Annotated in this window: 9 protein-coding genes; 6 read left to right on the top strand and 3 right to left on the bottom strand. The window is 63.5% G+C overall.

Going from position 1 to position 13,172, the window contains the following annotated elements:
• The coding region (locus tag ASC86_RS26415) for a hypothetical protein (protein ID WP_210170362.1) at window positions 1-235 on the top strand (235 nt) is incomplete at its 5' end.
• Here ASC86_RS26415 and ASC86_RS21210 read toward each other — a convergent pair.
• Both ASC86_RS21210 and ASC86_RS21215 read right to left on the bottom strand, forming a co-directional pair.
• Complete coding sequence (locus ASC86_RS21210; RefSeq protein WP_056325994.1) at window positions 216-1,355, bottom strand: tyrosine-type recombinase/integrase; 1,140 nt, start codon at window positions 1,353-1,355, stop codon at window positions 216-218. The genes ASC86_RS26415 and ASC86_RS21210 overlap by 20 nt on opposite strands.
• Before the next feature lie 353 nt (window positions 1,356-1,708).
• Entirely contained in the window at window positions 1,709-8,476 is a 6,768-nt protein-coding gene (locus ASC86_RS21215) for a kinesin (RefSeq protein ID WP_056325998.1), read from the bottom strand.
• Window positions 8,477-8,985: 509 nt separating this feature from the next.
• Here ASC86_RS21215 and ASC86_RS21220 point away from each other — a divergent pair.
• Window positions 8,986-9,354 (top strand): Hpt domain-containing protein, encoded by a 369-nt coding sequence (locus tag ASC86_RS21220; RefSeq protein ID WP_056326000.1) that lies wholly within the window; start codon window positions 8,986-8,988, stop codon window positions 9,352-9,354.
• Window positions 9,355-9,740: 386 nt separating this feature from the next.
• Complete coding sequence (locus ASC86_RS21225) at window positions 9,741-10,061, top strand: 2Fe-2S iron-sulfur cluster-binding protein (RefSeq protein WP_056326003.1); 321 nt, start codon at window positions 9,741-9,743, stop codon at window positions 10,059-10,061.
• A 462-nt stretch (window positions 10,062-10,523) separates the two neighbouring features.
• Here the strand turns inward: ASC86_RS21225 and ASC86_RS21230 are convergent, their stop codons facing one another.
• On the bottom strand, window positions 10,524-11,150 hold the full coding sequence (locus ASC86_RS21230; RefSeq protein WP_056326006.1) for a DUF922 domain-containing protein: 627 nt from the start codon (window positions 11,148-11,150) through the stop codon (window positions 10,524-10,526).
• A 205-nt stretch (window positions 11,151-11,355) separates the two neighbouring features.
• Between ASC86_RS21230 and folP the strand changes: the two genes are divergently transcribed.
• From folP to folK, 3 genes are read left to right on the top strand one after another with little or no spacing between them, the layout of a single operon-like run.
• The gene (gene folP / locus ASC86_RS21235) at window positions 11,356-12,252 is read left to right on the top strand and encodes a dihydropteroate synthase (protein WP_056326009.1); all 897 of its coding nucleotides are present in this window, start codon (window positions 11,356-11,358) and stop codon (window positions 12,250-12,252) included.
• A 2-nt stretch (window positions 12,253-12,254) separates the two neighbouring features.
• A complete protein-coding gene (folB, locus tag ASC86_RS21240) occupies window positions 12,255-12,623 on the top strand; it encodes a dihydroneopterin aldolase (RefSeq protein ID WP_056326013.1) in 369 nt (122 codons plus the stop codon).
• On the top strand, window positions 12,616-13,137 hold the full coding sequence (gene folK / locus ASC86_RS21245) for a 2-amino-4-hydroxy-6-hydroxymethyldihydropteridine diphosphokinase (protein ID WP_056326016.1): 522 nt from the start codon (window positions 12,616-12,618) through the stop codon (window positions 13,135-13,137). Before folB ends, folK begins: the two co-directional genes overlap by 8 nt.
• The last annotated feature ends 35 nt before the right edge of the window (window positions 13,138-13,172 follow it).

Genomic DNA, 13,172 nt, shown 5'->3' on the forward strand with positions numbered 1-13,172 from the left:
TCCAGAGCCCCCGCTGAAAACATGCGAGGGACGGTTGAAACATGGGTCAATTCTCAATGGAAATATCTGGCTGCGCCGGGTCAGCTCTCAGTGGAAATCAACAAAGCTGTTCCATGTTTCGGTCCTTTCCGATCTGTGTTCAGATCGGGAAAGGCTACCGAAGTGGCAGGTCGTGACATACCAACGTTTCATGCCGGACCGTGTGGAGGGCGTTTTCAGCCGCCCCGGTGCTTGACCAAGGCGGCGCAAACCTTCTCTTGCGCTTCACGCATATGGCCGAGAAGATGAGCGCGGGTGACGTATCCCCATGTCACACCAGCAGGCCGATGGTTCATCAGCAGCGTGACCGTCTGCATGTCCACGCCCGCCTCAAGCGACCACGTCCGATAAGTATGACGCATCTGATGTGGAGCATGCAAAAATTCGCCCGTACGCCTCATCTCCTCGATGTGGCCGGACTTGCTTGTGGAGGGAAATACGAACGGACTTTCCAGCGGTGCGGTTTCCTGCCTGACCCTTTCAAGGACCTGAAGCAGATGGCGCGGCAACGGCAGCCGGAACGCCCTGTCAACTCCGCCCTTCGGCGATGGAACCGTCAGGACGCCATCCGCGTCGAGATGCTCCCACCGCATCGACCGTGCATCGTGTGATCGCAGGCCGGTCAGCAGCATGACCGTCCAGCATGCCGCCCTGATCCGATCTTCCATCTCATCGAGGCAGCGCCACGCTTCCGTCAGACCCGCCGCATCAAGCGCCCACTTGCGAGGCGTCTCCTTGTTCATCCTCACCGCTCGGCTAACAGGGTTCGGTGGCAGATCTTGGGTACGGGCAGCGTCATTGTAGACAGCTTTGAGGGCACGCATGGCGCCATTGGCGCCATAGGGTCCGTTCTTCTTCGTGATCTTCTCATGGAGGGCACGAACCGTCTCGCGATCAAGCTTGTCCAATGGAATATCCAGAATTGGCTTCAGGACATCGAGCACCTTCCGCTCGTACCACGCGGTAGTGCTGGCCTGGAGTTCGCGGCCTCGGGTTTCCTTATATCGTGTCCATGCCGTCCGCAGGCTTGGCACTGTCCGCTTGGGCGCCCGCGGATCTTCGCCGCGCCGAAGCGCAAGCTTCAATTCTGCCGCCTTTTCGCGCGCAGCCTTGAGGCTCACCTCGTCGGTGCGGCCGATGATGATGGAGATATATCGGTCGCTTCCGTCATTGATCCGTCCTACCAGCTTGTAGCTGCAGGACTTGCTGCCCACTGCAATGCGCAGCCCCGACACATCGGCATCATAGACTTGCGCGCCTGCCTCGTGCTCCTCGGCTATTCGGTTGACCGTTCCCTGTGTTAGCTTCGTACCCATGTTCCGTGATCCTCATCTTCGAGCCCGGACCCGACGTCAGGCCCGGTACGAGACCAGGTCCGACACGGCCCTACACGATGATGATGTCGCGAAAACAAGGGCATGTAAGCCATGAAACAGCTCCACATACCCCCGTATGTCATTGTTTTTTAGACTTAAAATCTCTCGGCCTTAGGCTATACGGGTTCGATCCCCGTCGTCCGCACCAAATTTGGCGAACAGGGCATGCATTACCTGAAAAGCCGATCTCAGTTTGCACTGAAGCCGTCTTGACTTCCATTTCCCTGAAATCAACACAAAAAATCCCGCCGAAGCGGGATTTTTTAAGCGTGTCATGCGACCAATAAGACCGATCAGCTAAAGCGGCCGGCGGCGTGGGCGAGCATGGTGTAAACCTTGCCGGTGTCCGAAGTCAGGTAGTTCTGGGTCATCACCTTGTCGCGATCGTTGCGGGCGATGTCGGCGAGCAACTTCTCGAAGTCACCGATATAGCGATCGACGGCCGAGCGGAATTCCGGTTCGCGGTCATACTTGCGCTTGATCTCGTCGAAGGTCTGCTGGCCCTTCAGCGTGTAGAGCCGGCGGGTGAAGACATCGCGCTCGCCGCGCTGGTAGCGGCGCCATAGATCGACCGAGGCATCGTGATCGATGGCGCGGGCGATATCGACGGAAAGCGAGTTCAGCGATTCCATCACATGCCGCGGATTGCGGCTTTCGCTGGCGCGGGTTGCCGGGGTTTCAGCCGGACGCTGCGCGGGCGCGGCAGCCGGCTGGCTTTCTTCACGCGAAGCGCCACGGAGCAGGTCACGCATCCAGCCGCTGCCGCCTTCCTCGCCGGCACGATTGGTGCTGGCGGGGACGGGCTGCGTCTGGGCGGTAGCCGGGCGCGCGACGGGGCGTTCAGCCGGGCGACTTTCGAGCGGCAGGCTGCCGCGCAGGGCCGGCTGCTGGTTCTCCTGCAGGACGGCGGCGATATCCGGCTGCGGCGTCAGGCGGGTGGCCGGAGCCGGCTGCTGAACGGCTGCCGCGCGGGCAGGGGTCGGATGGGCGATTTCCAGCTGGCTGGAAGACTTGCCGATGATGTCGGACAGTTCCTGCAATGCCTTGATCTGCTCGGCCACGGCGCGGCGCATAACGGACGCATTTTCCTTGGCTTCTTCCGGAAGATCGAAGGCGCCGCGTTTCAGTTCCTCGCGGGTCATGTCGAGTTCCTTGCGGATCTCGCCTGCCGAGCGGCGAATCTCCTCGGTTGCGCCGCTGAAGCGGGCAATCGCTTCTTCGACGGCCTGGCGAAGGCCTTCGCGCATCTTGTCCGCGGCGAGGTCGGATTTCTTACCGCTTTCAGTCAGCATGCGGTCGATATCGGAGACGGAGGCACCGACGCTGCCGCGCAGGCGGCCCGCGACGTCCTTGGATTGCTCCTCGGCACGGGCAAAGGCGTTCTCGATCGAAAGGCCAGCTTCCTCGCTGGCCTTGGCGACGGCGTTGCGCATCGCTTCCGCTGCACTTGCGGTGCGTTCCTCAGTCTCTGCCAGCGTCTTGTTGACGTCCGCGAAGGAGGAGCGGACGCCGGTGCGCAGGTTGCCTGCGATCTCGCGGGAGCGCTCCTCGGCCTGGCTAAAGACGCTTTCGACAGAGGCGCTGGCCTCTTCGCCAGCCTTGGTGATGGCGGCGCTCATCGCCTGGGCGGCGGAGGTGGCGCGTTCCTCGGTCTGGGTCAGGAGACGGCCGACGTCGTGGAACGAGGTCTGGATGCCGGCGCGCAGGTTTGCGGCCACCATGCCGGATCGCTCCTCGGCGCGCTGGAAGGCGCCGTCAACGAAGCCTTCGAGCGCGTGCATGGTCTTTTCGATCTCTTCCGAGCGGCTGACGAGGCCGACGGAGAGGGTGCGCAGCGCATCCTGGCGCTCTTCGAGCGTGCTGACAAGATTGGACTGGGCGGCGGCCAGAAGATCGGATGCCTGCCCCAGCACCTTGGAGTGATCCTCGAAGCGACCGACGATGCTGCCGATCTGCGACAAGGTTTCGCCGGAGATGCCGACGAGCTTGTCCACCCGGCCTTCGAGCAGGCGGGAAGACGAGGCGAGCATATCGGACGCGCGGCTCGCGGATTCGGTGAAGCGCGCGGTGGTCGATTCCAGCTTCTCGTCCATTTGGCCGAGATTGGCGCTTGCCTGCTCGATAACGCCGGAGATGGCGGTGTTGCTTGCGGCCAGCTGTTCGATCAGGCCGGCAGCGGTCGACTGCAGGCGGTTTTCCACCATGCGCATCGCATTGGCCGTTTCCTCGGCGCGGGTGGAGATGGCGTTCAGCGTTTCGCCGGTGCGGCTTGCCAAGTTGTCGACAAGGGCCGCATTTTCGGCGCGCAGGCGGGCAGCGCTGTCTTCTGCTGCGGCGGAGATACGCTCGGCGGCATCGCGGCCGACCTGCGCATACTGTTCGATGACTGGGCGGGCCTGCTCGTCGATGAGGCGCGACAGTTCGGAGGTTCGGCCGGAGAGCATCGAATTCAGCTCGCGGGTGCGTTCGTCCAGCGTCGAGCGGATCGCGTTGCCACGGGCTTCCAGGGCCTTTTCGACCTCGGCGATGCCTTGCTGCAGGTTCGCGTTCTGCTGGGCCAATGCCGATTGCGCATCGGAAATGCGGGAGACGGCGTTATCCGAGGCGGCGCCCACCGAGCGGGCGAGTTCGGCGCTGCGCATGGCGGCGGTGGCGGCGGACTGTTCGACGGCCGACTGGAAGTCTGCCTGACGGGCGGCGAGCGCCTGGGCGAAGTCTTCGCCCGCCTTGCTCAACATGGCCGAGGAGCGGGCGGCTTCCGCATCGATGCCTTGGGAGGCGTCGCTGACGGCGCTACGCAGGCCGGTGACCAGCACGGCGGCCTTCCCCTCGATGGTACGGCTGACATTGTCGAGGCCGATATTGAGGGCGCGGTCCATGGTGCCGAGGCGTTCCTCGATGCGGCCCGTGCCGCCTTCGATGCTCGCTTCGATCCGGCTTGCGGCGGCCTCGCTGGCGCGGTCGATCTGCTCTGCATGCTCGGAGAGCGTGTCGGCGATGCGGCGGCTTGCGCTTTCGCTGACGGAACCCAGTTCGGCGACACGGTCGGCAAGCGTATTGGAAATGCGCGCCGTCGTGGTTTCGGCCATCCGCTGCAGTTCACCGGTGCGGCTGTCGAGGGCATCGGCGATGCGGCGGCTTGCGTCTTCGCTGGCAGAGCCGAGTTCGGCGACACGGCCGGAAAGCGTGTCGGAAATCCGCGCCGTGGTGGTTTCGGCAATGCGCTGCAGTTCGCCGGTGCGGCTATCGAGCGTATCGGCAATTCGGCGGCCGGCATTGTCGACCATATCGTCGACGCCGCCGATGCTGTTGCGGATGCGGTCTTCCAGCGAGCCGAGGCTGGTTTCGATGCGGCTGCCGGTTTCATCCAGACGGCTGTTGATCGCCGAAAGCGAGGTATCCATGCGGGAGCTGAGCGCATCGGAGGCGCGGCCGATCTGCTCGGCGGTATCGACGAGCTGGCCGGCGAGATGGGCAGTGCTCGACTGCAGGCGCTGTTCCAGGGCCTCGGCGCCACGGTCGATGGTACCGGCGATAGCCGCCTGGCGCTCGTCCAGCGACATTTCCAGCATGCTGGTGCTGGTGGCGAGCGAGGTCGCGATCGACAGCGCTTGATCGCCGAGCAGATCGGAAAGCTGGGTCTTGCCCTGGTCGACGGCGGTGTTGATCGCCTCGATCCGCTGGTCGAGGGTGGTGCGGATCTGCTCGTGGGTGGCGTTGAGCGCGCCGGCGAGCTGCTCGGCGCGGCCGGAGAGGGTGCGCTCGATCTCGCCCGTACGCTCGACCATGCTGGCAGCGAGCGCGGAAGCGTGGTTCGACAGCGTATCGGCAATCTGGCCGGAGGCGTTGGTCATCGCACCGGCGATCTCGCCGACGCGACCGGCGAGGTTTTCGGCAATTGCGCCCACGCGGTTCGAAAGCTGGCTCTCGATGTCACCGACGCGGTCGGCCATGGTTTCGGCGATTGCGGTCGCGCGGTAGGACAGGCTGTCGGCGACGTCTTCGGCGCGGCTGCTCAGCGTATCGGCCATCTCGTTGGCACGCGACGACATGATGCCGGCGATCTCCTCGGAGCGCGCGGCAAGCGTGTTGTCGAGCCGATCGGCATGGCTGGACAGGGTTTCGCCGAGTGCCCGCTGACGGTCGGAAAGCACGTTGTCGAGGCGTTCGGTGGTGCCGCTGATCACATATTCGATGGCGCCGACCGAGCTGCCCAATGTCTCGCCGATGGCCTGATGGCGTTTGGTCAGCAGCGTGTCGAGGCGTTCGGTGGTGTCGCCAACGGTCGTCTCGATGGCCTTGGCCGCGGTCGAGAGTGTGTCGCCAAGAGCGCGGGTGCGGTCGGACAGCACGCTGTCGAGGCGTTCGGCCGTGCCGCCGACGGCGGTCTCGATGGCATCGATGGAGAGGGCGAGCGTGCTGCTGAGGCCGAGCGCGCGGTCGGAAAGCACGCTGTCGAGGCGCTCGGCGGTTCCGCTGACGGCACTTTCGATAGCATCGACCGAGAGCCCGAGCGTACTACTGAGGGCAAGGGTGTGGTCGGAAAGCACGCTGTCGAGGCGTTCGGCGGTTCCGCTGACGGCGGTTTCGATAGCATCGACCGAGAGCCCGAGCGTGCTGCTAAGAGCAAGGGTATGATCGGAAAGAACGCTTTCGAGACGCTCGGCGGTTCCGCTGACGGCAGTCTCGATGGCATCGACGGAGAGGGCAAGCGTGCTGCCAAGGCCCAGCGCTCGCTCGGAAAGCACGGTTTCGAGACGTTCGGCAGTTCCGCCGATCACCGATTCGATGGCGCCGACCGAGCTTCCCAGCGTTTCGCCGATGGCGCGGTGGCGCGCGGCGAGCATGGTGTCGAGGCGATCGGTCGTGCTGTTGACGGTGGCGTCGAACGAGCCGACGGAGGTTGCCAGCACATTCGAAAGCGCGCCGGTGCGCTCGGCCATGATCGCATCGATGCGTTCGGCCGTGCCGTCGAAGGCGCCATCGATCGCCTGGGTGCTTGCCGCCAGAACGCCGGACAGATCGAGCGTGCGCTCGGCCAGCGTGTTGTCGAGTTTGTGATGCGTTGCGGCGATAGCGCTGGTGATCTCGTCGCTGCGGTTGGCGAGCGTGGTTTCGATGCGGTCGTGAATGGCCTGTAGGCCGTCGATGAAACCGCCGGTGCGGGTGTCGAGCGTCTGGGCGATACGGTCCTGAGCTTCGCCGACACGCTGCTGGGTTTCGCCAAGGGCGGTTTCCAGCGCGCTGGCGCGGCTCGCAAAGCCGGTCTCGATGCGGTCCTGGGCGGCGGTCAGCGCGCTCATCAGCGTGCCGGACCGCTCAGAGAGAACCTCGTCGATCTTCTGGTGAGCATTGCCCAGCGCATCGCCAAGGGCCGCGGTGCGGTTGTTGATCGTCTCCTCGATGAAATCCTGCGTCGTGCCGAGCGTGGTCGCGAGCGTCAGCGACTGATCGGCAAGCGCGGATTCGAATTTTTCGATGTTCCTGTCGAGGATGCCGCCGATCGCGTCGGAGCCGCCGGTCACGGTCTCGTTGATGCGAGCAAGGCTTTCGGTCAACTTGCTGTCGAGCAGGCCGGCGCGCTTGTCGAAGGCAGAGGCGAATTCGTGGAAGCGGCCGTCGAATGCGGTCGCCAGCTGGCCGACCGTGGTCTGCAGCTTTTCCTCGAAAAAGCCGGAGCGCAGGTCGAGATCCATGATCGCATCGTCGGCGCTGGTCTTCAGGCTCTGGCGGAAGCTCGCGCCCTTTTCGTCGAGGGTGGCGTTCATCGAATGCAGGATGTCTTCGAGGCCGCCGGTGATCGCCTGCTGGCCGATATTCAGGCTTTCGTTCAGGTCGCGAGTGCGGGCGATCAGGGTTTCGTTGAGCTGACGGGCGCGCTCGTTGAGCGCGGCATTGAGCTTTTCGGTATTGGCGTCGAGCGTCGACGCGCGGGTTTCGAACTGGCCGAGCAGCTGCTGGCCGCGCTTGGCAAGCGTCTGGCTCAGGGTTTCGAGACGGGTGTCGAACTCGTTGCTGAGCTTGACGCCGGCCGTCGTCAGGCCGGAAAGCATGGCGTCGGTGCGGGTCGACAGCATCGCGTCGATCGTCTGCGCGGCGTTGGTGGAGCGTTCCATCAGGGTCGCGGCGCGGGTCTCGATCATCGAGGCGAAGGCTTCGCCCGAGGTCGCAAGGCGCGAGCCGATCTCGTCGCTGGCTTGGCTCAGTTCGTCCTTGAGCTGGGTATGGGCGCCGGAAATCGACGAGCGGATGCGCTCGGCATGGCCGACGATGGCTTCGCGCTCGAGGCCGAGTTCCTGGACGAGGGTGCGCACGCGCAACTCGTTGTCGCTGTAGCTGCGTTCCAGAGCGTTTACTTCGGAATGCACCAGCGCTTCCAGCTCGGTGGCGCGGGCGATGGTGCGCTCGATGCCTTCGTTCATGGCCGAAACTTCGCGCCGCACGGCCTGACCGACCGTCATGATGCGCTCGGAAGCGGCCGTTTCCGGCTCGGCGAGGCGAAGGGCGACTTCGGCCATGGAGCGGGCGGCGCTGCGCAGTTCATGTGCGCGCGACATCATCATAGCGAAGGAGAAGAACAGCATCACCGGCAGGATGGTGAAGATCGCAACGCCGATCGCGCCCGGCATGGCTGCGAGGTCGCTCAGAGAGCGGATCTGCCAGATCTCCGGGCCATAGAGAAGATTGGCGATGCCGATGCCGCCGACGACCCATAGCAGCGAAACGAGCGCTGCGACGCGCATGGCGGTGCGGCTGGAGCGGATGTCGAGCGAGCGCAGCACGGCGGCGGGCGTCTTGCGGGAATCGTCATTGGCCGGCGCGAGCGAGGGGCTGCGCGGCGCAGGCTCGGGCGCAAGGCTCTTCGGCGCCTCCTGGCTGCGGGCCGGCTTCGCCTGCGATGCGGCGGGGGCAGGGGCCGCGCGCTTCGCCGTCTCGGCGGTTTCCGGGGCGGCCTTGTCGCTGACGGCGGACTTCAGCTCGTCGAAGTCGATTTTCAGGGCGTCTTCCAGCGCCTGAAATGCCTTGTCGTCGATTGACTCGTTGGTCTTGTTCGTCGCCATGCGGATACGCCTCGTTACTAAACTGTCCTGCCGGGCGAGCCTTTCGCAGCGGCGCTGCATCGGGCTTCCGGTCCGGACGGTGGCGGCAAGGTACGCGAGATCGCACCACTCTTGCCTCACCCTATTTCCAATCACGCATCGTGGCGCTTTTCAGCCGCCACCGGGTTCTGTTCATGGCTTTGCGGCCAAAAACAGGACTTTCAACGTATCGTACTGACACATTCCCCGGTTTCTTACAATTAAGGCCCCTGGGCATTCGTTAAAATGCTAACAATTTCTTAAGGCGCTGTCTGCATGCAAAGGCCTGAAACCCTTGGATTCGCGCGCTTTAACGGCCGTTAACCATACGACGCGAAATCCGCCTTCATTCGGCCGGTTTTTAATTCGATAGCAGCGTCGCTTTCGGCAGAATGCCTTGCAATGCTGGAAAGCCTGTCCGTCCGGCGCGAATACGGGGATCGTTTCGCTCAAGCCCGTCGGTCGAGATAACAAAGCTAGGATATTGGCACATGGCGGCACTTAAGATTGCATTCGAAGCTCCCGACAATTCATTGAGCCCCCGCGCGACCGCGGCGCGGGCGATCGACCTCGTTCACCTCGAAGCCCAGACCATGGGCGACAAGGCGCTCGAAGCCGAAGTGCTGCAGTTGTTTGCCCGGCAGGCGCGCCAGTTGCTGAAGACGCTGATCGACGATGCCGACGCCGCCCGCGCGGAAACGGCGCATCGCCTGAAGGGCGCGGCCCTTGCCGTCGGCGCCTTTGCCGTTGCCGAAAATGCCGCCGCCATCGAGAAGGCTCCGGCAAACCCGGCCTATATCGGGGCGCTCAGCGCAGCGGTGCTGGATGCCGAGTTGTTTATCCTGAAGTTCAGCCGCTAAAGCGTGTCGCGATCTTTCAGATTCGCGCAGTAAGCTTTAGCTCTTTGCTTCTACGCATGTCTTTTCGCAAAACCGCTGCACACTTTTGCGAGACGTGCTTTAGGCTTTTTCCGAAAACCATCCCTGCGACCCGTTGCGGCGAGACGCCACGGGTCGCTTTTGCGTGTCCGGCCATCCGAGAGTTGACGGGCGAAAGCTTTTCGTGGAAGAACTTCGGCCCATTCGCCGCGTTTCTGCCGGAGCCTCCGGCAGATGTCGAGGACCAAGCCGCACAGGCAAAGCGGAAGTGCAGGGCGTAGCGCTTCCACCAACAACAATTCGATCGCGCCCGGTTCCTCAGTGATGTGCCGGCGCGGTTGCAAGAGACAACGGCAGCCGGAACCATCATGACCAAGCTTACCATCATTGCCTTCGACGGCACCCAACACGACTTCGACGTTCAGAACGGTTCGACCGTCATGGAAAATGCCGTGCGCAATTCCGTGCCGGGCATCGAGGCGGAATGTGGCGGCGCCTGCGCCTGCGCCACCTGTCATGTCTATGTCGACGACGCCTGGACGGCGATCGTCGGCCCGCCGGAAGCGATGGAAGAGGACATGCTGGATTTCGCCTACGAGGTGAAGCCGACGTCGCGGCTCTCCTGTCAGATCAAGATGAGCGATGCCCTCGACGGGCTCGTCGTTCATGTGCCCGAGCGTCAGGCCTAAAAAACGCCAGCCAAAAAAAGCCTCGCTTGCCGAAACGGGCGAGCGAGGCCAGGAGGGCGCATCGCATGCAGATGAGGGAGGGAGCATCTGCTGCACTGGGGATACGCCAGGAGAACACGCGACACATGCGCTGTGGCGGAAGGCAGGTCGAAAATCGCTCCTGCCGGAGCCGTTCAACGCGAAACCATATGTCTTGCCGAACGACCGTCATGGTCGTTTCCTTCGGCTGAAGCAATTCATCGGAAGGGACGTCTTGGGATGTCGTCTTCCTTCGATGATTGGACAATAGCCGATCTTGCCTCAGTCTTCTACCACTAGAATTTACCAATGAGATACTGTTGGCAGGCGCGTGTCACACAAGATATCCCATCAATATTGAAGGGTTTTCCTTGCTTCGTCGCGATGACATTCCTTGTGGAAGAAAGGTCCCCTTCTTTGAGGGGAGAATACTTTCCTAGGGGCTCAGGGCGCCTTTGGTTTTTGAAGCTGATCCAGCTTGTACTTCAACAGCCGCACCATGCGCTTGTCGAAATTGGTGGCCTCGACCTTGTCGAAGCGCGCTTGGTCGCGGTCGTGCTCCTGGATGCCGAGTTCGCTGGCGCGGGTGACGGCGGCCTGCATGCGGTCGCAATCGGCCTGCGGCTTCAGGGCAAGGAAGGTTTTTTCCAGCTGGCGGGCATGGTTGCGGGCGATTTCGGCGTGGCGCTCCTCATGGCGCTTGATGTCGCTCGAAAGCGTGTCCCAGACCAGCGCCAGTTCCGTGCCGGCCTTGTTGCGGTTCTTCCAGCGGGGCAGAATGAGCCTGGTGCTGAGCGTCACTTTGGCGCTTCCGACCGCGCAGAGGTCGCCGCGCCGGACATAGGTCACCGTACCGCCGAACTTGATGCGGGTGGCGCCGGGATGGCGGTTGCCGGTCGATTTCATCATTGGGCCGCCGGCCGAAAGCGCCTCGTCGAGGTCGGCCGCGGTGCGGCCGCCGATCGAATAATAGGTGACCGTCTTGTTCATCACCGTCTCGGCCCTGGCCGCGCCACCGGTAACGAAGGTCAGGGAAAGAAGGGCGATGATGGAAAGGCGGGCGATGGGCATGGAAAAGCGCAGTCTCGGCAGTTGAACTGACGGGGACCTTGGGGCATAGCCAGCGGGAGTGCAACAGCAAATCATCGCTCGCGCCGTGGCAGTACGACCGCCGGCCGAGCCGAAAGCTGCATGTTTGCAGGTGCTTGGCGCCCTTTTACCATGTCGGAAGATCGCGGGCGTTTTGGGCGCCTCCGGTCATCCAGGGAGGACAATAATGACGTCGTCGCAACGCCCGGCGGACCTCGGGAACGGGTTCGATCCCTTCGCGCCCTTCGAGTGGCGGCTTGCCCATGGTCGCAGCCTGACGCTCGGCCCGGCGGGCCTGCTGATGGCGATCGTCAATGCGACGCCGGATTCCTTCTCCGATGGCGGCCTCTATTTCGATCCGCAGGCGGCCATCGATCGGGCGCTGCGCTGTTTCGAGGCGGGGGCGGCCATTCTCGATATCGGCGGGGAATCGACCCGGCCGGATGCCGCGCCGGTGTCGGCCGCCGAGGAGCAGGATCGGGTGCTGCCGGTCATCGAAGCGCTGGCGAAGGCAGGCGATGCGGTGATTTCGATCGACACCTATCGCGCCGAGACCGCGCGGCTTGCGGTTGCGGCCGGCGCCCATATCGTCAACGACGTGCACGGGCTGCAGCGCGAACCGGATATCGCCGAGGTTGCGGCTTCGACGGGGGCGGGGCTCTGTATCATGCACACCGGTCGCGACCGGCAAAAGCTTGCCGATGTCATCGAGGATCAGTTTGCCTTCCTCGAACGCTCGCTGGAGATCGCGCGGACTGCTGGCGTTGCCGACAGCCATATCGTCCTCGACCCCGGTTTCGGCTTTGCCAAGGACACCGACGAGAATCTGGCCCTGATGGCGCGGTTCGGCGAACTTCTCGCATTTCGCCGCCCGTGGCTGATCGGCACGTCGCGCAAGCGTTTCCTCGCGGCTGTGACCGGCCGGGAGGCTGCGGAGCGTGATGTCGCGACGGCGGCGACGACCGCAATCCTCAGGATGGCCGGCGCTGCGGTTTTTCGCGTGCATGATGTCGCAATCAACAGGGATGCGCTTGCCGTGGCGGATGCTATGGTGGCTGCAAAAAGAAAGACAACGGGACAATAGCCATGACTGCGACCTATACGATCACGCTCAAGAACTGCGCCTTCTTTGCGCGTCATGGCGTCCATGACGAGGAGGAATTCCTCGGGCAGCGCTTCTTCGTCGATGCCGAACTCGATGTCGAGCAGGGGCAGGCGCTGGTGGACGATTCCATCGACGATACCGTGCATTACGGCATTGCCTTCACCGAGATCGAGAAGATCATCACCGGCCGCCGCCGCTATCTGATCGAGGCGCTGGCGCTGGAGGTGGCAACGACGCTCTGTTCCCGTTTCCCGCAGATTCGCCGCGCCAAGATTTCGATCCGCAAGCCGAATGCGCCCGTGCCGGGCGTTCTCGATTATGTCGAAGTGACCGTCGAACATTATGCCTGAGCTGCATTCCGCCACGCTTGGCCTCGGCGGCAATATCGGCGATGCGGCCGGATCGGTCGCGCGGGCACTCGTGCTTCTCGATCAGCGAGACGATTGCGATGTCGTCGCCGTCTCGCGGCTTTACCGGACGCCGCCCTGGGGCAAGACGGATCAGGCGTGGTTCTTCAACGCCTGCGCGATGGTGTCGACGCGGCTGTCGCCTGAAGCGCTGCTCGACGCCTGCCTTTCGATCGAGCGCGAGATGAAGCGGGAGCGGCTGGAGCGCTGGGGGCCGCGCACCATCGATATCGACGTGCTGACCTACGACGACCTGAAGCAGACGCATGATCGCCTCGAAATCCCGCATCCGCGCATGACCGCGCGCGGTTTCGTGCTGATGCCGCTCGCCGATTTTGCTCCGGCCCTTGTCGTTGAAGGGCGAACGGTTCGCGACTGGCTCTCCGAGGCTGATACGACCGGCATCGAGGTCGCCGAGGCAAGCCCGGACTGGTGGCAAACCCGCCCGGCGCCATAGAACAAAAAAGGCTCCGAACCGGTCGGAGCCCTTTT

Source organism: Rhizobium sp. Root1212 (assembly GCF_001424985.1).
Classification (GTDB): Bacteria; Pseudomonadota; Alphaproteobacteria; order Rhizobiales; family Rhizobiaceae; genus Pararhizobium.